Here is a 23,823-nt window from a genome sequence, read left to right on the forward strand (position 1 = left end):
TTCTTGCAGTTATCGTAGAATCGCGCTATCGCTGACCATGCACGTTCAGCAGCAGACTGTCTAGCCATTGAATTGAGTTCATCGGCAAAAGGAAATTCAGCAGATAGTACCGCGCAATATTTATTAAGGTCATATCTGCCAATATTTTTATTATCCATCCAGTAGCGCAAGCACTTATTTTGGATGAATTGACTAGTGCGTATGGCTTCGTCAATAGCGCTATACTGTTTTTCTTTCCCCTTAACTTTGAACTCGTAAACAATCATGGTGTCGACCAGTTAACCACTATCTTATGTTAACACTTCTCACATAAGATAGCCAAATTTATTTGGCATATTCGCTTATATCCCCCGGTTGGAAACCGAGGGTTTTACGCATCACACTTCATAAGCAATTAATCCAGCTATCAAATTGATAAATTTCTTGCTAGCACTTAATGACAATCCTGGGTGGAAGTTTTTAATAAAGCGCAGAGGGACGCAGAGTCCTACCAAATTTAATTGGCTACTTCCTTAATTAAATTCTGTACTTAGCCGTTCGAGTTGGGCTTCAATGGCTGCCAAAAGTTGGTTTTGCTGCCAATCTTGGCTAAGATGAGCGGCTATGCAAGCGGCTCCAGCACCCATACCTTCTTTCACAAAGCCCTGTTCATAAGCTCTCAGTTGGGGATAACGAGAATCAGCAAAGCTCAGATCAGTTGCTAATAAGGCAGGGGTTCCTCCACTCTGAGTTAAGTTGCCTTTCCCTAAGCTGAGAGCTAGGTCAACTGTAGCGCCAGTAGGGTCTTCTGCCACCCAGCGAGTTGTGCCTACAACGACTGCTTCTGGTTGCCATGATAAAGCATAAGCTTGAGCGATCGCACTTATCAGAGCATAAACCGCCAGCATTTGTGTTCCTCCAGCAAGCATTACACCACAACTACGACTAGCAGCGATCGCCATCCCAGCTACCACCACTTGCATCGGATCACCCACAGCAGCGACGAGTTGCAAGGGGTTAACTGGGGAAGATGAGGAAGACAAAGTAAAATTTTCTCCGCCTGCTCCCTGCTTCCTGCTCCCCCTCATCTTCTCCAGCCCCGCTTCCACTAGTGCCCACTTTTGCGCATGGTTACATATAGGGTGGCTACTGTTAACTTTTCCGGCAGCATCTATACCCAAACCAGTTAAGATTGCCAGGGCAGTTGTAGTGCCTCCAACGACGCACTCACCAAGAATCACATACTTATGTTGGATATTGGCAGCAAGGCGTTCTCCCCAAAGTAGCCCTTGTTTAAACAAATGGTGTACCGTTGTAATTTCCATAGCAGCACCACTACTTAAGCACTGGGCAGGAGCGCCATCCAAATCAATTACTGGAACAGCAGGAGGCTGGGGTAAACCAGCATTAAACAAACGAACTGGTATCTTTAGTGACTTAAAAACAGCGCGAGAAATCAGCACAGGTGAAGCCCCGGCCGCTAATGGTGGTAAGGGATATTGAGCTTTATGTTCTGGCCCGTAATACAAAAACTCGGCATCGGCACAAGCAGTATATTTCCGATCCTCTGGAGTGCGACCCGCTGCTGAAATCCCTGGAATTAAACCAGTTTCAGTAAATCCTAAAACACATGCAAATACGGGTAGACAGCCACGATACCGTCGCAGCCATTCTTCACTCTGTTCTTTTTGCGTATAAATACTAATCATTTGGAAAGTTAAAAGTTAGGAATTAGGAGTTAGGAGTTAGGAGTTTAATTCATAACTATTAACTCACAACTCCTGACTATCCTTCATAATCCATGAGGACTTGCACCCAGCGTGGGGGCCGGGGAATGGGGTTACCCAGGCGGTCAAAAAGCAACCATGATGCCAGATGTACGATAAAAAGATAGATAAAGTTGTTTAGTACAATTAGAGCGATCGCTCCTACTTGAATCAAAAATACACTGGGACTCGCTAACAAACTCAGCTTCAAAAATACCCACTCTATGAACTCAGTTACCTGGGTAATTACATAAATCCACAAGTCTTCCCCTGACAAAACAGACAGCAACCACAGCCTAAAAAATACTCCCAAAGTACCCAACATCGTACCCAAGGTGATAGAAACAATCCAGGGAACACGACGACGATACCACGTTGCTCCTAAAAGCACGCCCATAAACCCGTAGGGCATGACAAACAGCAAACTGCGGGCTGGCCCCATCAGTACCGTTAGCAGTAACCCGGAGGTGAGTGCTGCCATCCATGCCGCGCGTTTGCCCCAACGCAGATAAACTAGAGCGATGGGCACCGGAAAAAATATCCGCAAAACTGGCCCCAAGGGAAAGTAAAAATTAATAAACCAAATTAAGCTAGCGGTACTGGCTAAAAACGCCGTTTCCACCATCCTCAAGGGTGCCTCAGCCTTGAGTTGAGGAGGCATTAACTGCTGTTCTTTGTCTAACCAATGATTGTGGGGAGTTGGAGATTCAGGGGATGGATCTTCCTCCGGCTCATCTGGCAGAGAATCTAAAATACTCATATCTGACAAGTTCTTAAACGATCATTCTTTCTAAGGCTGACAAATCAGGAATACAAATAGTGTCTTGATCCCGTTTAATCAAGCCTTTTTTTTCTAGCCTTGTCAACACTCGTGTCACCGTTTCTCGGGCCAGTCCGCTCAAACTACTCAATTCCCGATGGGGTAAATTGGGGATTTCGGTTCCGGTTTGCCCTTTTTTTCCCTGTCCTTCTGCCAAAAATAACAACGTATCTGCTACCCGTGACTGGCTATCAGATTCCCGCAACCGCAATCGGCGATTTACTTGCCGCAAACGTCGTGCCATGAGTTGCGCCAATCGAACTCCTGCCAAGGGTTCTATCTGAAGTAACTTGACAAAATCTTGAGCAGGCATACTACCAATTACCGTCGGGGCCAAGGTAATCACATCTGTGGATCGAGGTACTTCATCTAGGGCCGCCATTTCACCAAACAATTCCCCTTTGCCAAGAATATTCAGCGTTACCTCTTTTCCTTCCAGATTGTAGGTGCGAATTTTTACCCATCCGTCCAGAATAAAATACACAGAACCGCCCCAGTCATTTTCTAGCAAAATCACCTGATTGGCTGGATGAGTGCGGGTAACAAGATGGATCAGGGCTGATTCCACAGCAGTTTCTGGCAACCCTTGAAAAAAGGGAGCCGAGGTGATCATCCAAGGATTAGCCTGTGCTTGCAAGCTATATCGGTCTTCCATTACAACATTTTTATTCAAGCTGCTATATACACACAACAAACAAGAGCGCCAGTTTCAGCCTAAGCCATCAAGGCACAGCTCCCTTTCAAAGAGAAAACTTAACTATGCTACATAAGAAAGCGACAAGAACATTTTTCTAGACAATTTTTACCTATAAGTTTAAACGGGATAAAAGTTTTGCAAAAAGTAGTTTATAGCCGGCGGTTGTATTGCTTAGGGGCTAGCTGCACTGCAAACTTGATTAGTTCAGAATATAGGCAAACAACATCAATGATACTAAAGGGAGTAAATTATTGCTCAGGTATTTTAGCGATTTTCAAAAATAGGCAATTAAATGAGCTGCAAAACTAAGCTTCTCACACAAACACTGACTGAAGATTGCCACGACTCCCAGTAATCCATAACATAATGACAGTCACAAGTCCAAGCAGCGGCTTTTGCCACTCAAAACTTCTCCTATGTAAGATCCTCATAGGGGTACGGTGATTGTAAAGTAATTGTCACATTAGTTGACATACGTTTTAAGGTAAGGTGATAAAAGTGACTTCCAGTGCAGACGAAATTCAAAAGCTGATTGCAGACATTGACAACTTACTTGCCAGCGGTGGCAAACGCGTGTCTAAATTTCTGTCTGGTCAGGCGCAAGAGCCTAAAGAGGTTTTAGAACGAATTCGCAACTTCTTGGTCAGGCTACAAGAAAAAGAAGCATTACAGAAAGGCATCCCAAATCAGCCTTCTGAAGAACCGCGAACGCCTTTATTAACAAAATTTATTGATCAAGGTAATAACCAGTATCCATTACCGCAGCTCGAACCCTATCAGGAACAGAGCACTGTTGGGGCAGGACAATTAAAAAGTGAATTTTCGAGCTTGATCCAGCCATTGCGATCGGAATTAGAATTGCTTTTGCAAGAACGAGCCACTCTTATACAGGAAATTCGGCAGCTAGAGCAAAGGCGATTGCAAAACTACTCCTTAGCGCAGCAGTTGACAAACCAGGATCAAATGATTACCGAGTTTTTACAGGTACTCATGAGTCGCCTTGTGCCAACTTTAACGCCACTTGCAGCACAAACTTGGGAAAATTCTGCCAGTTCTTCAGAAGGAATTAATCACGCAAACTCAGAACCAACAACCTCTGCAACTCAACCTTTGTTAGAATCACCAGATCGTGTAGAGCGGTTAACACATCTGGCCAAAGAGTTGGATCAACGCTTATTATCACTAGATGGGACAGTAAATGTAGTCTTTGAGGCACTACAGCGCAACATTAATACTTATTACGAATCCCTGTCGCAAGCACTGGCAAGAATGCATAGCAAGGGAATGCAAGGCGAACAGTTGATGGCCAGCTTTCTCAATAATTTGACCCAGCATTTGCAGCCAGAATCCCCTAGTTCTCAATCATCTTTGTTGGAGGTAGAATCTGAGACACTAGAATCATTAGCTGACCCAGCCGAGATAACTGCTGGAGTTGCGCCCCAACCTTTCGAGCCTATACAGCCAGAAACTTCATCTTCACTCACAATTAATTCTGAGCAACAGAAGACTACCCTCACAGAGGATCTAGATGCAGTGCTGTTGCAGCTTGGCTTAGACTCGTCAGAATCTTCTGAAACCCAGACCGAATTATCGCAAGATATTTCTGCGTTAATTGGCGATGAAGTAGACCAACTTTACGCCAGTTTGTTTGGTACTGGTGATGTTAATCCAAGCCCCGATCTTGCTACAAATGACTTATCTGCTTCCACAATCGCCGAGAGTCCATCTGTCCCTACAACCGTGGATTCTGAGGTTGGACAGACAGATATAGGTCTTTCATCCCAAGAGACTTTAGTAGAAACCACAGATTCATCATCAGAACCACAGGAAGAACTATTTTTTGAAGAGGATACTGATATAGGGTCGCCTCTTAGCAACTCTCTGCCACAAACAGACAGTTTTCCCGTACAAGTCGACACTCAGCCAGCTAGTGTTGATACAATTAATACCCTAACTGACCTATTGCCTAATGCAGGTAATGATCAGGAACTGCTGGAAGTATCAACCTCTGTTGAGGATGCCACAATTACAGCACCAGTTACTCCAGAAGTAGCAGAAGTAGCAGAAATTGCGTTGGCAAAACCTACCGTACCCAAACCTACCGTACCCCTACAGGGAAGCAAGCTACGCGTAGCAGATGCACCAGAAGGTATCACCACACCGGAAGTATTAATTGCTGATCAGCCAGAACCGTTTTTAGATAACTACATTGCTGCTTCCCCCCAGGAAAACTTGCTTTCTGTTGAGTCAAATCAGGCTCCAGCCGTACCTGATATTTCTTTAGATGAAGAACAGTTGCAGCAATTAGATCGGGATTTGGCTAATTTTGATCGGCAGCTAAATTCTGAGTTGCAGCCAGCTACTAACTTGGATATTTCTCAGGTGCTGGTTACTAAAAATCAAGATATAATCCCCACAATTCCCCCTAAGCCGCAAACAGAAAATCTCCAATTAACAGAAAACACCTCAACTGCTGCTTTCTCCAGTTTGACAATTCCCCAGGTAGAAGCTGAACAAAAAAAGGAAGTTACAATTCCTGTTCAAGAAAGTTCTTTATCTTCAATTTCTAACTCCATCAACAATCCAGAAGCTTCGCTCAATGTTCTAGAATCAGTCTGGTATTTAGGAATTGATTTAGGTACAACAGGAATTTCTGCTGCATTATTAAATCGCTCGACTTTTGTTGTACATCCTATCTACTGGTCAGCAGAAAATTCGCAGGGAACAACTTCCTTCCAGCAATCATTTCGTTTACCAACAGAGGTTTATCTGCCTACAGCTTCTGTTCCCCACGGTGAAAACGAAAGTATTGAAGCACATGAACAGACTGCACCTGCGGCTGTTGCCCAAGATAAAGTACCTGAGCATTCAGCTACAACCCCTGCAACACCGAGATCAACAGCAGATTCGACAATAAACAATCTCTACTCGGCGCAGTTGAAGCCCTATTTACAAGTAGCCATTCCCTACAAGAGCGAACGGCAAAAATGGGAACCTGTTTTGCAATTAAATGAATTTTCGGCAGGCCCTTTGATTTGGGTTGTGCGATCGCTCTCTAAGCTACTGTTAACCCTCAAATCCGAAAAAACTTGTACCACCCCTAGTTTAATGGCTGCTGCTATGGGGATCAGTGAACAAGATTTCCCCAAGATTATCAATAATATTGCTGGTGTCATTTGCACCTGTCCATCTAGCTGGTCAGAACAATATCGCTTCAACGTGCGGGAAGCTTTACTCACCAGCAAACTCATCCAACATCCGCAGCAAGTCTTTTTTGTAGAAGAAGCGATCGCTAGTTTACTCCCAGAACTCGATGCTGCTAACGGTGAGCAAGTAAAATTAAGCGAACTTCAGGGTTCTCATCCTGCAAAAACCAGCGAACATTCCATTGTTGGCAACACCCTTGTGATTAACATTGGGACAACTGCCACAGAAATGTTGCTGGTAGATGTCCCAGAAACATTGCTGCAATTGACATACAATGATTTCATGCTCCACAGTTTTGCCTATGCTGGTAAAGGAATTGAACAAGATATTATCTGTCAGTTGCTATTGCCACCTAAATCTCGGCAATCACGCCCAGAAACACCAAGCGATGCCTGCGGCGGGCTACGCCAACGCAAAACTATCACCAGTAATCCTTGGCAATGGCAACCGTCAATTCCCGGTTTAGACCAAATGCGTTGGCAGAGTTTAGGGTTGGAAGAATTAGAACTACCCAGAGTTGGAGAACCAGATATCACCGCTCGGATTCGCCTCCAGCAGCGTCTAGAAAGTTCTCTGCTGGGACAGGCGGTATTAGATGCCGCACTAGCCCTAAAACTGATTTTGCAACACCAAGACTCTTTTACCCTGGAGTTGGCCGATCAGCAGTGGATTTTGCAACGACGAGATTTAGAAAGTCAGGTATTTATCCCGTTTGTGCGCCGCCTGAACCGAGAACTCAACAAGTTGTTGGTAGCTCGTGGCATCCCCACAGAATCCATTAATCAAGCTATCCTGACTGGTGGGGTGGCTTGTGTTGGGACGGTGAACCGCTGGCTACGGCAAAAACTCCCCAGCGCTAAGATTATTCAAGATTTATATCTCGGCGAAAACGGTGCTCCCAATTGTAGTCGGGTTGCTTATGGTTTGGCGATGTTGCCTCTACATCCCCAAATATTAGATATACCCAGGCAACAATACACTGATTATTTCTTATTTACAGAATTGCTGCGGCTGCTACCAGACCGATCCTTATCTTTTGGTGAAGTTATCCAGCTATTTGAGGGTCGTGGGATCAATACTCGCACTTGTCAGCAACGCCTCCTAGCTTTTTTGGAAGGTGAACTGCCTTCCGGTTTGATACCTTCAGTTACAGACTCAACCTGGCTCACCCAGAGTTCGCAAGAAAATTCTGACTATCAGGCGATCGCATCTGCACCACTTTTTGAAAAACAAGGGAGTCTTACTTATCGTCCCAATTCTCAACAACTGTTGTCTTTGCGTCGCTATCTAGATGCGATCAAAGCTAGTAATCAGCAATCACTGGAGGAACCATATACGGTGAATTTCGCCTTAGAGGTTCATCATTGAGATTGGTGCATCATACTAAAAATAAGGATACTATTCAAAATTCAAAATGCTTATACCGATTATATCTAAGGTTGCTCCAGAACAAAGGGCTTAAGCCCTTTGTTTCACCAAGCTTGATTTTGTGCAGTTTCACAAAGAATTGGTGTTACGTCATAAGCATTTTGAATTTTGCAAAGTACTAGTAGTACTTCAGGACAGTAATTTTTTGGATGTGTACCCCTTACACTATATTTTTATCTGATGGGAGAAAATAATGTAAATTTACAATCTATCATTTTAATTAAAAGATTCTGTAAACTTTGGGTTTTCGGTTTTTCTATTTTTGAAAATTTGTGTATATTAATACTCAGTAGTAGTGACAAAAGCAGTAAAAATTGCCTAAAAATTATAGTCAGGTCTACACTACTGATGCAAAAAGCCATGTTGTAGATAAGTTAGTCCTTGTGAATCATCTTTATCTTTATTCAGTTAATTGCTCACAACAGCCTTTCCACCCGTCAACTTTAAGCGTGAGAAAACGATTAATTGACATTGTTGGAGCCATTGTAGGGCTGATAATTACATTCATGGTAGCAATTCCTGTAGCAATTGCTACCTTTGTTCATGAGCCAAATCCAATATTTTATTCCCAAATTCGCTGTGGTTTGAACGGAAAAACTTTCCGCATATGGAAATTCCGTTCCATGATCGTCGATGCCGATAAACTCAAGCATTTGGTTGAAAACCAAGCTAAAGGTCATATCTTTAAATCTGTTGACGATCCTCGCATTACTCCTGTAGGTAAATTTTTGCGGCGCACTAGCTTAGACGAATTTCCCCAATTTTGGAATGTTCTGGTAGGGGACATGAGTTTAGTTGGTACTCGTCCACCCACTCCTGATGAAGTCAGCCATTACGATCCACATCATTGGGATAGATTGCGAGTTAAACCAGGCATTACCGGAGAATGGCAGGCTAATGGACGCTCCAGCATTACAGACTTTGAAACCATTGTCAAGATGGATATGGAATATCAACGTAAGTGGTCTGTAACTTATGACCTGAGTCTGATTATTAAAACTATCTGGGTTGTATTTAAAAAAACTGGTGCTTATTGAATTAAGGTATTGGGTATGGGGAGAGAGATTTTTATGTTCTCGTTGTAACTAAAGAGGCATGAGTGTCTATTTTTAATATCGTTTAACCTTTGACACCGCTACCAGTTTCCGTAGGTACGATATAACGTTGTAAAAATACAAATAGTAATAATACTGGGGCGATCGCAATCACTGAACCAGCAGCTACTAACCGCCAGTCAAGGGAAAATGTCCCTGCCAGCTTTGCAACTCCCAAAGGAAGAGTGTATAAATTTTCGTCTTGGATGATAATTAAAGGCCACAAAAAGTCACTCCAAGCACCAATGAATACAAAAATAGCTAAAGTTACCAATGCTGGGCGAACTGCTGGTAACATCACATGCCACCACAAACCTAACTCCGAACTTCCATCCATTCGGGCGGCTTCTTCTATCTCTTTGGGGACACTCATGAAAGCTTGACGCAACAGAAAAATGCCAAAGGCAGAAGCTAAACTCGGAAAAATCATTCCTAAATAAGTATTTCTCAAACCCAACTGAACTGTCAAAATATAGAGGGGAATCATCACGATTTGGAAGGGAATCATAATCGTAGAGACGATCGCCACAAAAATCCAGTCTCGCCCGACAAATGACAATCTTGCCAACGGATAGGCAGCTAAAGCGCAAAACAGCAGATTTAAGCCCACAGTCAGGACTGACACCAAAGTACTGTTATACAGGTATTGCCCAAAAGGTAGAGAGTTCCACACACTAAAGAAGTTATTTAGTGTTGGTTGACTAGGCAATAACTGTGGCGGCGACTGAAAAATATTTTCCGTAGGCGATTTTAAGGCTGTACTAATTAGCCACAGTAAAGGAAAGAGCATCACCAGTGCGATCGCTCCCAAAAGCATATACATTAGCAGAATTTGCGATCGTGATTTTTTCCAGTTCAGCATTTGATTAATAAGGGAAATTATCTTTTCTTAAAATTAAATTATCTCTCACCACAAGCGGCGAGGGGTTAGGAACGAAATGTAACGCACCCTGATATATAGATGTAGAGACGTAAAATTTTACATCTCTACAAAGTTTTGGCTGCATAACTAATAAATTTCACACATCAAATCAGCAACACTAGAAAATCGTATCTAATCAAGTTGGCAGCCTATCATCCTCCAGTTTTAAACCAAATTATAGTGGTTAATCTTCAACCTCTACATAAGGTTTTGGTTCACGCGATCGTTGGGCAATTTGTTCTCGTCGATACTTTGCAAGTTCGCTGTAAAGCCTCTTGCGAGAAAGATTCACACTTCCAACAGGCTCATGCTCTAGCAGTGTATGCCAAGGGGAAAACAATATACCCTCATCCAAACGTTTGCGTTCTTCAAAGTCAAATTTTTGGCTGGGAATGCGGACAGTCGCAACTTTAATAAACGGTGAATCTGCTTCTTGCCATTCGTGAACGTGGTCTTCAATTGGTGTTTTTTGATCGTCTACATAAAACTGAATGAAAAAGTCAAAAGACGCTTCCCGATTTTCTTCAGTCAAATATTTGACCATCGCTTCTCGGAGGTAATTTTCTGATTCTGGAAGTGTTTCGGGTGGTTGTTCAGGTTGTTGAGATTTGACGGACAATTTTACAATGCGAGACGCTCCTAACGTCGCTACCGTTTCGCTAACGCCAAACTTAAACGGAGCCATGCTCCAATATTGAATCAAAAGTGGATTTCCTACCTTCTGGCTGCCAATTTTTTGCAAGATAGCAAAGGCGTAAGCAAGTTCCTGCATTCGCTCTGGAGTAAGTTCTCCACTACCTGCTCTGGAAAGATCAGCGTAATCACGAACGTCTTTGGTTAAGAAAGTAGGATAATTGTTGAGTATAAAATCTTGAGTTTTTTCCTCATCATCCAGCACTTTTTGCCCGTCCACATTCATCACCTTGATGGCGATACCACGAACATCAGGCTGGCTATCGGAGTGGAATTTACCACGCTTTTGAGGTGAACCACCACTAGAAAAACGAATCCAGGCAGGATAGGTTTGGGAAGTTTTGAACAAACCTACTCTCAGTTCTTCAGGAAGATTGGGTTCAATAATAAACTCTCCCCAAAGGAGTCCATGACTTTTGCTATGAATTTGGCGGAGGTCTGGGCCGGTTTTTTGTTGAGCTTGGAGACTAGTTGCTATAATCTCGTCAATTATTGCTTCCTGCTCAGTGGTAGATGACGTTGGGTTAGTCATAAACATTTGATGATGTGTCTTCATCATCCTGAATCCTCAGCCCTTCTGAGTCAATCCGGTTTCCGTAGAAACTGTTTGTAATGGTTTATCCCAAAGTTCAATAGGTATTTGGGACAAATAAGCAAACTCAAAGACCACTCCGATAGTCGGCTTTGTCTGCCATTGCGGCAAACTGAGCAAGCGATCGTAATACCCGCCACCATAACCGAGGCGATATCCTTGATAGTCGCAAGCGACACTGGGGACGAGAATCAAATCTACTTCAGCCGGATCTAAGATTGGAGCGTTGGGGTGTGGTTCAGTAATGCCATAAGCACCGCTTTGAACAGAATCGTTAGGTGCCCAAATATGCCAACATAGGGATTTATCAACGCAGCGAGGAAATCCCCATCGGTGTTTGGTGTTTGCAAATAGTGGACTGAGGTCAGGTTCTTGGCGAAAACTGAAATAAGCAAGTATTGTTTTTGCTTGGGTAAATAAAATAGAGTTTTGTAAATGAGAGCAAATGCGATCGCTTTTTTCTCTCCACTCTCGAACAGACATTGATTGACGTGTTTTGAGTAGAGTGCGGCGTAGTTCTGCTTTATTTAGTTGATGATTAACTTTGTCCATAAAAATTCATAGCATCAAACAAATAAGCTGGGCGATGCCCAGCTTATACCACCCTAATTCACTAGTACATAGTTATGCAGCGTGTTGACGATACCACTCAATGGTATTTTTTAACCCTTCTTCAAAGCTCACTTGAGCCGTGAAATTAAAGGCAAGCTTTGCCCGTTCAGTATCTAAACAACGGCGGGGTTGACCATTAGGCTTGTCAGTTTGCCAAACAATTTCACCCTTAAACTCCATCAATTTGCAGATTAGAGTTACTAAATCAAGGATGGAGATTTCATAACCCGTTCCCAAGTTAACTGGTTCCGATTCGTTATAAAACTGAGTTCCCATAACAATCCCTCGCGCTGCATCTTCCGAATACAGAAACTCGCGAGTGGGACTGCCATCACCCCAAACTGGGAGTTGCTTTTCTGCTTTAATTTGGGCTTCGTGAACTTTACGAATTAACGCTGGAATAACGTGGGAACTTCCTGTGTCAAAGTTATCTTCTGGGCCATATAAATTGACTGGCAGTAAATAAACCCCATTAAAACCGTACTGCTGGCGGTAAGATTGCAATTGGACTAAAAGCGCTTTTTTAGCAATTCCGTAGGGGGCGTTGGTTTCTTCTGGGTAGCCATTCCAAAGATCATCTTCTTTGAATGGCACTGGGGTGAATTTAGGATAGGCGCAGATTGTACCAACACAAACGAATTTTTCTACTCCAGCTTGATAGGCAGCGTGAATTAGCTGGGTTCCCATGATCAAGTTATCGTAGAACAACTCAGCGGGTTTTTCACGGTTCAGACCGATGCCACCGACATGAGCTGCTAGGTGGATAATTATGTCTTGCTGGTCAACTGCACGTTGGCTATTTTCCCAGATACGCAAATCACAATCGCGCGATCGCGTGATTGTAATCTTCTCACGATCAGCCCCTGCTTTACACAGTTGATCTATCACCTGACGACCTAGAAACCCCGACCCACCAGTGACGAGAATGCGTTTATTTTTTAGTTCTAAGGCGGTCATATTTATTATCCTCTGTGGTGCGAATCAGAAGTGCAAAGCGCCCAGTTCTTGACGAACAGTAGCAATATCATGTGGGAATTGGGAACCATTTCCATTGGGTGAAGTGTGACCCAATGCTTGTAAGTCTGCTTCCACCATTAAGGAAACTAGTTCTTCAAAAGTTACTGATGGTGTCCAGCCTAACTTCTGCCGTGCTTTGGTAGAATCACCAATCAACAACTCTACCTCAGATGGACGGAGGTAACGCTCATCAAACTCTACATAATTTTGCCAATTGAGATTCACATAACTAAATGCCAGTTCTAAAAACTCCTTTACTGAGTGGGTTTCACCAGTAGCAATTACATAATCATCTGGCTGGTCTTTCTGCAACATCAACCACATTGCTTTAACGTAATCCTTCGCATAGCCCCAATCTCGCTTGGCGTCTAGATTACCCATGTAAATCTTTTTCTGCTTACCAGCAACGATACCAGCCACTGCTCTAGTAATTTTGCGGGTTACAAAGGTTTCGCCCCGCCGTGGTGACTCGTGGTTAAAAAGTATGCCATTACAAGCAAACAAATCATAAGACTCACGATAATTTACAGTTTGCCAGTGGGCGTAAACTTTCGCACAGGCATAGGGACTGCGGGGATAAAAGGGCGTTGTCTCCGTTTGCGGTATTGCTTGTACTAGACCGTACATTTCTGAAGAACCCGCCTGGTAAAATCGCACCTGAATTCCGGTACGGTGTTGATAGTCCCGAATTGCTTCTAACAAACGTAGGGTTCCCATTCCTACAGCATCCACTGTGTATTCTGGTGAATCAAAGCTGACTCTGACATGGGATTGAGCGCCGAGGTTGTAGATCTCTACTGGCTTAACTTCTTCTAAAATGCGCCGCAAAGTAGTACCATCCGTCAAGTCACCGTAGTGAAGAAACAACCGTACTCCATCTTTGTGGGGGTCTTCGTAAATGTGATCGATGCGGTCTGTGTTGAAGGTAGAAGTCCGGCGAATAATACCATGAACTTCATAACCTTGTTCCAACAAAAACTCACTTAGATATGAACCATCTTGACCAGTAATACCAGTAATCAACGCTCGCTTCTGTTGCGTCATGCTCAATTATCCCTTATTGTCCTTGATTAAAAAGTTACAGCCAATCTGATACAACCTAGCAGCTAATTGCTGAATTGCATAATGGGAAACCTACGAGTTATTATTGTTAGGATACTTTTTCGGTAAATAGATATACTTAATAAAAAGTAATTTAACACGTAAGATCAACCTTAGATAGATCAAGATTGTTTAATTATGTATATTCCTTGTACTAGATAGATCAAGATTATTTTTGTGTACGTTATTTTTTGGTCAAAACTTTATATATCTCTAGTTTTGTGAAGATTGAATAAAATAAATATTTTAAATTAGACTTTTTTTGGCAAAAATCCGAATCAGAGCAAAGCAAAGTGTGTATTCACACTTAGAAAAGCCTGAGCTAGCTAGAAAGGCATATATATAACAACTATATAAACAAAGATAAACAGTGGTTCAGTCTTACGGCAAGAATTGGTATTTAGGGGCATTAATTGCCCCACAGAATCGACCCTAAGTAGTGACTCAGTATGCCCCGTTATTTTTGGGCAGAATGACCACATCAACAGTTTTCAAGATGATCCATAAATCAAGCCAGAAATTCCTAAATCGAGCATAATGCAGGTCTATTTGGACTCGCCGAGGGTAGGGAATATCATTACGCCCAGACACCTGCCACAAACCAGTAATTCCTGGACGGATTGTTAAAATCTCATCAATGTGACAACCGTATTTTGGCAGTTCTTCCGCTACTAAAGGTCGGGGACCGACTACACTCATGTCCCCTTTTAAGACGTTCCAGAACTGGGGAAATTCGTCTAAGCTAGTAATTCGCAAAAATCGACCAATTTTGGTAATCCGGGGGTCTTGTTTCAGCTTAAAACTGCTTTCAAATTCTTGTCGCAACTCGGGCGATGTTTCCATCATTTGCATGAGGATTTCATCCGCATTGCTTACCATTGTTCGGAATTTAATACAATTAAACGCTTTGTAATTTTTCCCTACCCGTTCCTGGATATAAAAAATTGGCCCTTCTGAGCTGAAAGCAATCAGCAAGGTCAAAATTAAGTAGACGGGGAAGAACAAAATTAACACCGACAGCGAAAACACTATGTCGAACAGTCGTTTGGCAAACTCTCCGTTTAAACCCTGAAAAGATAAACCTTTGGGTTTAACTTTTGGCGTCTTTGTTTTTTGACCGCGTTTTAAGAAAGTACGCGTAGACGCTCTAGTGTCTTGCCGTACGCCTCGCTTGCCGGAGAGGAGTGAGCTCTGGGCAGTCATCATACTCCTTAATAATCCACACCACACATAGTCCCAATATTAAAGCCAAAATGATGTGCTTCTGGGGGGAAATTGCCAAAAGCCTAAAAAAAATCAGACATTAACCAAGACCATCATTCCAAAAACGGTCTTTTCTCGTTACACTTGTTTACAAAATCTAGATAACGATCTGCAAAAATTTCCGGTGAAAACTGCGCGGCGTGCGATCGCATATACTCGGAACTGAACGAACCCTCATACACTTCAAACTTTTCTACTGCCTCCACCAAAGCCGCCTCTGTTTGCGTCTTGAAGAATATACCTGTCCCTGTATCCGCACCAGAGCGAATATCTCGCACTGTTTCTAAAGCACCCCCTGCACCGTAGGCAATCACTGGCGTGCCACAGGCCTGTGCTTCCACTAGGGCAATACCAAAATCTTCACAAGCTGCATACACAAACGCCTTAGCCCTAGACATATATTTTTTTACCACATTATCGGGTTGCCATCCCAATATTTGGATATTGGAGTTTGCCATCTCGCGAATCTTGTTCATTTCATCTCCTGTACCAATGACTACTAATGGTCGTTTTAGTTGATTAAAAGCGTTTACAATCAACGATACTTGCTTGTAACTCACTAACCGGGAAACTGTCAGGTAAAAGTCCTCTTTCTCAGACAGAAAAGGAAATTCCCCAATATTCACTGGTGGGTAAATGACTGTTGCTTCTCGCCGATAGCAACGCCAAATCCGCCGAGCCGTATGTTGCGAGTTGGCAATGAAGTAATCAACGCGATTGGCACTCAATACATCCCACTGGCGCAAACGATGTAATAAATATCGTGTCACCCATCCAGCGAAACCACTACCCATTTTGCTGTGGCGCAGATAATCAAAGGTCAAGTCCCAGGCATAGCGCATAGGACTGTGGCAATAGCAAATATGCATCTGTTCGGGAGTGGTAAGGATTCCTTTAGCAACAGCGTGAGATGAAGACAGAATTACGTCATAATGCCGTAAATCAAGTTGTTCAATTGCCAAAGGCCACAAAGGCAAGTATTTTTGTATACCGTTGCGGGCATAGGGAAAGTCCTGAAGAAACGTCTTACCAATCTGACGCTTATATAAATAACTTTCAGGATTGCTGGATTCAAAATCGATGAGAGCATACAAATCAGCATCAATGTGATTCAAAATTTCTCGTACAACGAGTTCTGAACCACCGGTGGCTTTGGGTGTCAGCCACTCATGAACCAGAGCATATTTCAAGGGCACAGCTAACTTGAATAAATGGAAAATACAAAAGCCAACTTGATGACGTTAACTGAAAAGTTTCCCCTTGTGATTAATTAACGGGAAGCGCCCCAGATTAGCACATAAGACGCAATCTTTCCCTCAGAGGTTCCAGATGGATGCTGCAACCTGATAATCTCAGATTGGGCATTGCGGCTTGGGGATTGGGCATGGGACATTGGGAATTAGGCATTTTGATTATTCTCCTGCCTCTTAGCCTCTTCCCTAGTCGCCAGTCTCCAGTTCCCAATCCTTTGACGACAACTGATATAGAAATGGTGAATTTATGCGAATTTTAATTATGGGTGGTACTCGGTTCATTGGTGTCTATTTGACTCAACTACTAGTGGAACAAGGACATGAGGTGGTGCTGTTCAATCGTGGAAATAAACCAGCACCTTCTTTACAGGGAGTAGGACAAATTATAGGCGATCGCACTGATGCTACTCAATTAAAAGCAAAGTTATCACAAGAAAACTTTGATGTCATTTTTGACAATAACGGGCGGGAACTTACTGATACTCAACCACTAGCAGAAATTTTTCAAGGTCGAGTGCAACATTTTGTGTATATGAGTTCTGCGGGAGTATATCTCAAATCTGACCAATTGCCCCATGTAGAAGGTGATCCAGTAGATCCTAAAAGTCGCCATAAGGGTAAACATGAAACAGAAGCTTACTTAACTCAATTGGGATTGCCCTTTACCTCTATTCGTCCTACTTATATTTACGGGCCTCGTAATTATAATGAGTTGGAAGGCTGGTTTTTTGACAGAATTGTGCGTGATCGCCCCATTCCAATCCCCGGAAATGGCTTGCATATCACGCAGCTAGGTCATGTAAAAGACTTAGCACAGGCAATGACTCAGGTTTTGGGTAATGAACAAGCCATAGGACAGATTTATAATATCTCTGGCGATCGCTTTGTCACTTTTGATGGTTTAGCCCGTGCTAGTGCGATCGCGGCTGGGAAATCACCCGATGCTGTTAAAATCGTCCATTACGACCCGAAAAAGTTTGATTTTGGCAAGCGCAAAGCTTTTCCGATGCGGGTGCAGCATTTCTTTGCTTCGGTGAACAAAGCGCAAACAGAATTAAACTGGCAACCTGAATATGATTTAATTTCTGGGTTACAAGACTCTCTGGAAAATGATTATTTGGCTCATGCGAAAGACAAAGCTGATGTTGATTTCTCTGTAGATGAGGAGATTTTACAAGCTGTTTAAGAAGAAGATTTCCAACTTATCTAAGAGGATATCTCAAAAGTTCTTTTGTATAGGTCTAACCCTTAGAGATCCCCCTAACTCCTCCTTTTTAAGGGGGACTTTAAGACTGTTATTCCCCACTTATTAAGGGGGTTACGGGTGATCAAGAAATATTTGATACTTCTCAGACATCCTTTAAAAAGTTGGGAATCTGAACATTAGTCAAAAGGATTAGTTTTTCTTTTACCTGGGAAAGACGCAATTTATTACGTCTTTAGTTTTTACTTGAATATAAATAATATTTTTGCCTGTTGTCTATAAGTAAGTAAGCAAACGTTTTTGAACGCATTGCGTCAATTTCGCTTAAATTGGTTTCTGTAAATGGTGTTGTTGGTTAATAAAATGAACAAGTTACAATATCCACTCCATAATGTTCTAGAAGTCCGTGCCCGCTTAGGTGAAGGCCCCATGTGGGACTCTAACCAAAACCTACTGTACTGGGTCGATATTTTTAACCATCGGGTGCATCAGTTTCATCCTGCCACAGGGAAAAACTGCTTTTTTGACGTCGGAGATGTCGTAGGTGCGATCGCAACAGCGGGTGCAGATAGATTAATTATCGCACTGCGTCATCACCTGGCATTTCTCAACACCCAGACAGGTGAAGTTAATACCATTTTGGAAATTGAAGAAAATCTACCAGACAACCGACTAAATGATGGTAAATGTGACCCTCAAGGACGTTTTTGGTTCGGTTCAATGTGTACATTGGAAAAACCGCAGGCTAGCCTCTATCGCTATGATCATGATGGTTCATTGCATGTCATGGAAACGGGATTGACTATCTCTAACGGTCTGGGATGGAGTCCTGATCAAAAGACATTTTATCTGACAGATTCTCCTCAGCAAAAAATATACGCTTACGACTTTAATTCAATAACAGGAAACATTACTAATCGTCGCATTTTTGTTGATTTAACTCATGAACCCTTCTACCCAGATGGGTTGACAATAGACAGTAAAGGGCATATTTGGTCAGCTATGTGGGATGGATGGTGTGTGATTCGTTTCAACCCCAAGGGTGAAGAGATATTGCGGATAAAGCTACCTGTGCAATTGCCAACCAGTTGTACTTTTGGGGGCGAGGATTTGCAAACACTCTACATTACTACTGCTTCAGTAGGACTGAGCCAAGCAGAGATCGAAAAAAGTTTCTACGCTGGTGATTTGTTTGCCCTCGAAACTGATGTTACTGGATTACCTGCTAATAATTTTTAGAATTTTAGAAATTTTCAGGGAATTAAAGGATTTTACTGTTGTTTATTCTCTCCATGAAGCCACTTGCTGTTTGAGTTCTCTCATATCTAAATAATCGCTAGCAAAAGCTTTTCGTAAAAGTGGATGAGGAATAAATTGGTCATACTTTTGAATTTCTGGTGCTTCTGAAGTATTGATTAAATCTTCTGAGGTAATTCTTTGCTCACACAATGAAGCAATTTCATGATAAAGATATTTAAATTTATCCTTGCCTAATTTAATTGTTAAATAATAGGGATTTACTCCGCCAATACTTGTAATTTCTAACGATTCTCGACAGTAGGAGTTGAGTAATCTTTCTAGGGTGCGGTAAGCAACCGTACCCATCCAGGGAAAGATGCAGCATTTACCTTTTTCCAATTGCAAGATATTTTGTTTATCTAATCCAACCTGCTGTACCAATTGACGGACTTGACGTAAACGTTGCAAAGCATTTTTTTGCAGATAGCTGTACTCGACATTATCAAATAAAACCTGTTGCATTCGTTGCAAAACTTTGGTGTGAATAATACCACTACCACCACGCCAATAAATACTAGCTTTCCCCTCAGCTTGTTTAACAAAAATAGCCTTCTTCTTAAAGTCAACTTCTACGACTTCCCAAGTTCTCCCAGCTAAAGCAAATTGGTTGCCAACAGCAGGCGGTGTGACGATACTGCCAATTTGCGTTGCACTTTGCTTAACAATATATTCTTGCTGTTCAGCAAATACAGCGTAAAACTGGAATTTTCTGACAATCTTTTCTCCTACTAAACCCAAGATTAATTTACCTTGTTCAGTATGCTGAATATGACCAATATCTATTAAATAGCGGAGCAATAATTGGAAATCTTCTTTGGAAATAGCTGTAAAAGGCGGCAAGCTAAAAATTTGTTTAGCTAAGGCATTGGCTGAAAGTTCTCCCGTTGCTGTTAAAATACTCATTGTTTGGTGATACAGCAAACTCAAAGGATATTTAATCGGTCTGATTGGTTCAATCCATTGCTCCTCAAAATAAAGTTGAATGATAGCAATAGACTGCAAAAGTTGCCAGGGTATTTGCTCTGGTAGAGAAGCTTCTGGTAATGGTTTTTCTTCAGCGCAGATAAAGCGCATATCGGCAGCTTCCCCTCTTCTACCACTACGTCCTAAGCGTTGTAAAAAGCTAGCTACAGATAAGGGTGATTCTAACTGAATAACTCGCTCTAAATGACCGATATCTATGCCTAATTCTAAAGTGAGAGTAGCGGCTGTAACTGCTGGATTGTTGGGTTCGCGCATCGCGTTTTCAGCAGCTTGCCGCAAGCTAGCAGATATACTCCCATGATGTACATGATATATATCTGGTAGCCCTTGTTCTGTAGCAATTTGACGCAAAGATGCGATTACAGATTCGGTACGCGTCCGATTATTAGCAAATATTAGGCATTTACGAGATTTACTAAGGTTAAAAATATATTTTTCATAATCTGTTGCTTCTGATTCATCTACTTCATCAGTAATATAAAAATGTTCTACAGCTAGTTTAATTTGGCGTTTTATGCCGTCAATTTTTGGTGTAATCACTGGCTTCTCTGTTCCAGAACACAACCAATTTTCAGCTAGTGAGTAATCACCAAGAGTTGCAGACAAACCAATACGACGCGGTTGCTTTTGCGTCAGCTTTGCTAAACGTTGTAATTGGCAAATAATTTGACAACCGCGTTCCGAACCCATAAAGGCGTGAATTTCATCAATAATGACAAATCTTAAGTCACCAAATAAGCGAATGAGGTCGTTATTTTTATTAATTAACAAACTTTCTAAAGATTCTGGTGTAATTTGAAGAATACCTTGAGGATTTTTTAAAAGCTTGTTTTTTCGGCTTTGAGAAACATCCCCGTGCCAGTGCCAAACTGGAATATCTGCTTCTTTAAGTAAGTCGTTGAGGCGCTCAAATTGATCGTTAATTAAAGCTTTGATTGGACTAATATATAATGCCCCTATGGTTACAGCAGGGTTGGCATGTAATAGAGTCAAAACTGGGAGAAAGGCTGCTTCTGTTTTACCCGCAGCAGTTGCAGCAGTAACGAGCAAATGAGCATCGGTGTCAAATATAACTTGACAAGCGGCAACTTGAACTGGCCGTAATTCAGTCCACTGGTGATGATAAATATATTCTTGGATGAAGGGTGCAAGTCGGTTAAAGGCATCGCTCATATTTTTATGAATAATTGGATTAAAGAATCAGTCACTTACTTGTAAGATGTGATGGGCAATTAGATCAATCTCTTAATTAAGTGGGATTTTGGAAAATTTTGGCAATTTTTCCTCCTATTGACTCAAGTCAGATTAACATCTGTCAGTCAAACTTAAGTAATAGACACAAGTATATAATGAGTCAAAATCATGAATAAGTATAAGGAAACATTACGAGTAGTTCTTGCTATATGCATCATTGTGGTTGGAGTGACACACTTCCTTGTTCCAGAAGAATATGCCAAAATTGTGCCGCCGCAACTACCTTACCCTTTAGGATTAGTTTATCTGAGTGGCTTTTATGAAATTTTGGGTGGTATCGGTTTATTAGTCCCGCCTGTAAGTCAAGCTGCGGCTTGGGGACTTCTTGCTCTTTTTATTGCTGTTTACCCTGCCAATATTAATATGGCGGTTAATCTTATTAAGATTGAACATATACCAAATTCACCTTGGCTACACGTAGTTAGACTTCCCTTGCAAGCAGTTTTAATTGCTTGGGCTTGGTGGTATACGAAATCTTCTGATTGGGAAAAACAAGCTTCTATTATTCCTAAGTCACTCATTCCTAAAGAACTAAAATTAAAATGAGGGCGTTTTTTATATCTGAATCATGCGTGTTGCAACTTTGTTTGGAATAACACTCTCGTTAGCAATTGGTATTGGGGGAGTAACCATTCCGGTGACTCAAGCGGTGCAGCTTAGAGATGGCACTGTCTACTTTGTCCAACCGCCGAAACTTGTGGAGGCGACGACTACTTATAAAGATGTGAATGTTTGGGGCGCAACTTACTACTTTACTATTAACGTGCCGGAGAATGCTGGAGAACCCCTCCAGAAAGTAACGATCGCACAAAAAGAAGGAGCAGAAAACATCCGCTATGATCTTAATGATACCCGCGCCTTTGTCGGAACGAGCGATCGCAAAGAATCTCGGCTAACACTAGGCCCAATCACCAGGGAACGCAAGACACGCACAGTTACTGTGAACTTTGAGCCGCCTGTAACTCCGGGACAGACAGTTACAATTGCCCTTCGCCCTGTGAGGAATCCCAGCTTTTCTGGTGTCTACTTACTGGGTGTGACAGCGTTCCCGGTGGGTGAAAAATCTCACGGACAATTTCTTGGCTTTGGACGGTTTCAGTTTTACAACAATAGAAGTCACTGGTGGTTTCCATAAGCACCACTATGTTAATGCTGTGAACAACACAAGTTTGTATAGTAATGGTAACTTGTTGCAACCCACATTTCGCAGGTGCGAGTGCGATCGCAAATATTTATCCCCAGATTATTTGCAAATTTAAAATAAATCCTGGTAAAACATCTTCTCCTGATAATTCTTGGGTAGATGCTAGTGTTTCTATTGGTTTACCAATCCGATAGATTTCTACCTGACGCATTTTCGGATTAATTAACCAGCCTAATTTAACTCCGTTATCGATATATTCTTGCATTTTGGCTTGCGTTTCTCGCAAACTATCACTTGGTGACATTAACTCTAAAACAAAATCTGGAGCAATGGGCGGGAATTTTTCTTGTTCTTCAGGTGTGAGTGCATTCCATCTCTCTTTTCTTATCCAAGCTACATCAGGAGAACGGTTTGCACCATTGGGAAGTTTAAAGCAGGTGGAAGAATCGAAGCAAATTCCTAGTTGAGTTTGGCGATTCCAAATCACAAAATCTGCCGAAATTTCTGAGTTACGATTTCCAGTCTCTCCGCCTGTCGGTGGCATTATTAGTAGTTTTCCCTCTGCATTCCGTTCAAATTTGACTTCAGGATTTTCCCGACAGAGTTGATAAAATTGGTTGTCGGTAAGTTGGATAATGGGGTTCAAGTTGACGGTGATAGCTGTCATGGGGATTATCTTGAGGATGACATCAACTTTAGCTAAATTGTAAGGAATTATGAGTCAGGATATTGACGCAGTTAAAATTTCTATTATTATTCCGACTCTTAATGAAGCAGGGTATATCAAAGAGGCGATTGCAACTACTCAAGGCTATACAAATATAGAAGTAATCATAGTAGATGGTGGCTCCAAAGATGACACTATAGAAATAGCTAAGTCTTTAGGTGTAACAGTTATCTCATCATCTCCCGGTCGTGCTGTGCAAATGAACGCGGGTGCTGTAGTTGCTAGCGGGGAGATTCTGCTGTTTCTTCATGCAGATACCTGTTTACCTGCTGGGTTTGATGGCATGGTTCGCACAGCGCTACAACAACCGGGGACTGTGGCTGGTGCATTTAACTTGCGGATTGATGCCTCACTTTTAAGTTTACGATGGGTGGAGTGGGGAATAAATGTGCGATCGCATTTTTATCAAATGCCATACGGCGACCAAGCAATTTTTTTAACAAAAGCAGTATTTCAGCAAATTGGCGGTTTTCCTGAATTGCCTATCATGGAAGACTTTGAACTCATGCGTCGGTTAAAACGCATAGGACAGATTGTAATTATCCCCACACCAGTTGTTACCTCAGCCCGTAGATGGTTGCAAAAGGGAGTGTTCAAAACTACGCTGCTTAATCAAATAGTAATTACTGCTTATTTAATCGGCGTTTCCCCTGAGCGAATTCGTCGCTGGTATCGCCGAGAAAAATTTAAGAGAATTTAAGCTGTTTCTCATCTGGGTGATATATCTTAAGGGCATTGGATTTGAAGTGTTAAGGGTCATAACACGA

Annotated in this window: 20 protein-coding genes and 1 pseudogene; 8 read left to right on the top strand and 13 right to left on the bottom strand. The window is 42.1% G+C overall.

What is annotated here, in order from left to right; genetic code table 11:
• The 4 genes and pseudogenes from H6G92_RS00005 to H6G92_RS00020 all read right to left on the bottom strand — a co-directional run.
• Positions 1-266 (bottom strand): annotated as a pseudogene (locus H6G92_RS00005) (RNA-guided endonuclease TnpB family protein); the annotation flags it as partial.
• 246 nt (positions 267-512) lie between these two features.
• Positions 513-1,688 carry a nicotinate mononucleotide-dependent phosphoribosyltransferase CobT gene (gene cobT / locus H6G92_RS00010; protein WP_190889529.1) on the bottom strand — a complete coding sequence of 392 codons (1,176 nt, stop codon included), beginning with the start codon at positions 1,686-1,688 and terminating at the stop codon, positions 513-515.
• Between the two features lie 76 nt (positions 1,689-1,764).
• Positions 1,765-2,505, bottom strand: coding sequence for a DUF2232 domain-containing protein (locus tag H6G92_RS00015; RefSeq protein WP_190889530.1), 741 nt, complete (start codon positions 2,503-2,505; stop codon positions 1,765-1,767).
• A 13-nt stretch (positions 2,506-2,518) separates the two neighbouring features.
• On the bottom strand, positions 2,519-3,220 hold the full coding sequence (locus tag H6G92_RS00020) for a Crp/Fnr family transcriptional regulator (RefSeq protein WP_190890082.1): 702 nt from the start codon (positions 3,218-3,220) through the stop codon (positions 2,519-2,521).
• 540 nt (positions 3,221-3,760) lie between these two features.
• On the opposite strand from H6G92_RS00020, the gene H6G92_RS00025 reads away from it, so the two are divergent.
• Both H6G92_RS00025 and H6G92_RS00030 read left to right on the top strand, forming a co-directional pair.
• Entirely contained in the window at positions 3,761-7,837 is a 4,077-nt protein-coding gene (locus tag H6G92_RS00025) for a hypothetical protein (RefSeq protein WP_190889531.1), read from the top strand.
• 443 nt (positions 7,838-8,280) lie between these two features.
• Complete coding sequence (locus H6G92_RS00030) at positions 8,281-8,934, top strand: sugar transferase (RefSeq protein WP_190890085.1); 654 nt, start codon at positions 8,281-8,283, stop codon at positions 8,932-8,934.
• Between the two features lie 82 nt (positions 8,935-9,016).
• Here H6G92_RS00030 and H6G92_RS00035 read toward each other — a convergent pair whose 3' ends face one another.
• The 7 genes from H6G92_RS00035 to H6G92_RS00065 all read right to left on the bottom strand — a co-directional run bounded on the left by H6G92_RS00035 (position 9,017) and on the right by H6G92_RS00065 (position 16,387).
• Entirely contained in the window at positions 9,017-9,853 is an 837-nt protein-coding gene (locus tag H6G92_RS00035; RefSeq protein WP_190889532.1) for a carbohydrate ABC transporter permease, read from the bottom strand.
• A gap of 244 nt (positions 9,854-10,097) precedes the next feature.
• Entirely contained in the window at positions 10,098-11,138 is a 1,041-nt protein-coding gene (locus H6G92_RS00040) for a catalase family protein (protein WP_242059014.1), read from the bottom strand.
• A gap of 36 nt (positions 11,139-11,174) precedes the next feature.
• On the bottom strand, positions 11,175-11,750 hold the full coding sequence (locus tag H6G92_RS00045) for a 5-formyltetrahydrofolate cyclo-ligase (protein ID WP_190889534.1): 576 nt from the start codon (positions 11,748-11,750) through the stop codon (positions 11,175-11,177).
• Between the two features lie 72 nt (positions 11,751-11,822).
• On the bottom strand, positions 11,823-12,767 hold the full coding sequence (locus tag H6G92_RS00050; protein WP_190889535.1) for a GDP-L-fucose synthase family protein: 945 nt from the start codon (positions 12,765-12,767) through the stop codon (positions 11,823-11,825).
• 24 nt (positions 12,768-12,791) lie between these two features.
• Positions 12,792-13,871 carry a GDP-mannose 4,6-dehydratase gene (gene gmd / locus H6G92_RS00055; RefSeq protein WP_190889537.1) on the bottom strand — a complete coding sequence of 360 codons (1,080 nt, stop codon included), beginning with the start codon at positions 13,869-13,871 and terminating at the stop codon, positions 12,792-12,794.
• Positions 13,872-14,372: 501 nt separating this feature from the next.
• On the bottom strand, positions 14,373-15,131 hold the full coding sequence (locus tag H6G92_RS00060) for a sugar transferase (protein ID WP_190890087.1): 759 nt from the start codon (positions 15,129-15,131) through the stop codon (positions 14,373-14,375).
• A gap of 113 nt (positions 15,132-15,244) precedes the next feature.
• A complete protein-coding gene (locus H6G92_RS00065; protein WP_190889540.1) occupies positions 15,245-16,387 on the bottom strand; it encodes a glycosyltransferase in 1,143 nt (380 codons plus the stop codon).
• A gap of 137 nt (positions 16,388-16,524) precedes the next feature.
• Here H6G92_RS00065 and H6G92_RS00070 point away from each other — a divergent pair, with 137 nt between their 5' ends.
• From H6G92_RS00070 to H6G92_RS00080, 3 genes are all read left to right on the top strand, one after another.
• A complete protein-coding gene (locus tag H6G92_RS00070; RefSeq protein ID WP_190889542.1) occupies positions 16,525-16,704 on the top strand; it encodes a hypothetical protein in 180 nt (59 codons plus the stop codon).
• Complete coding sequence (locus tag H6G92_RS00075) at positions 16,692-17,630, top strand: NAD-dependent epimerase/dehydratase family protein (RefSeq protein WP_190889543.1); 939 nt, start codon at positions 16,692-16,694, stop codon at positions 17,628-17,630. Before H6G92_RS00070 ends, H6G92_RS00075 begins: the two co-directional genes overlap by 13 nt.
• Positions 17,631-18,011: 381 nt before the next feature.
• Positions 18,012-18,887 (top strand): SMP-30/gluconolactonase/LRE family protein, encoded by an 876-nt coding sequence (locus tag H6G92_RS00080; protein WP_190889544.1) that lies wholly within the window; start codon positions 18,012-18,014, stop codon positions 18,885-18,887.
• Positions 18,888-18,929: 42 nt separating this feature from the next.
• Here the strand turns inward: H6G92_RS00080 and H6G92_RS00085 are convergent, their stop codons facing one another.
• Complete coding sequence (locus H6G92_RS00085) at positions 18,930-21,104, bottom strand: DEAD/DEAH box helicase (RefSeq protein WP_190889545.1); 2,175 nt, start codon at positions 21,102-21,104, stop codon at positions 18,930-18,932.
• A 189-nt stretch (positions 21,105-21,293) separates the two neighbouring features.
• Between H6G92_RS00085 and H6G92_RS00090 the strand changes: the two genes are divergently transcribed.
• Both H6G92_RS00090 and H6G92_RS00095 read left to right on the top strand, forming a co-directional pair.
• Complete coding sequence (locus H6G92_RS00090; RefSeq protein WP_190889546.1) at positions 21,294-21,731, top strand: DoxX family protein; 438 nt, start codon at positions 21,294-21,296, stop codon at positions 21,729-21,731.
• A 22-nt stretch (positions 21,732-21,753) separates the two neighbouring features.
• Entirely contained in the window at positions 21,754-22,320 is a 567-nt protein-coding gene (locus tag H6G92_RS00095) for a DUF2808 domain-containing protein (protein ID WP_190889547.1), read from the top strand.
• A 97-nt stretch (positions 22,321-22,417) separates the two neighbouring features.
• On the opposite strand, the gene H6G92_RS00100 is transcribed toward H6G92_RS00095, so the two are convergent.
• Entirely contained in the window at positions 22,418-22,996 is a 579-nt protein-coding gene (locus tag H6G92_RS00100; protein ID WP_190889548.1) for a Uma2 family endonuclease, read from the bottom strand.
• 49 nt (positions 22,997-23,045) lie between these two features.
• Here H6G92_RS00100 and H6G92_RS00105 point away from each other — a divergent pair, with 49 nt between their 5' ends.
• Complete coding sequence (locus H6G92_RS00105; protein ID WP_190889550.1) at positions 23,046-23,756, top strand: TIGR04283 family arsenosugar biosynthesis glycosyltransferase; 711 nt, start codon at positions 23,046-23,048, stop codon at positions 23,754-23,756.
• The last annotated feature ends 67 nt before the right edge of the window (positions 23,757-23,823 follow it).

It is taken from the genome of Nostoc foliaceum FACHB-393 (assembly GCF_014698505.1).
Lineage (GTDB): Bacteria > Cyanobacteriota > Cyanobacteriia > Cyanobacteriales > Nostocaceae > Nostoc > Nostoc foliaceum_A.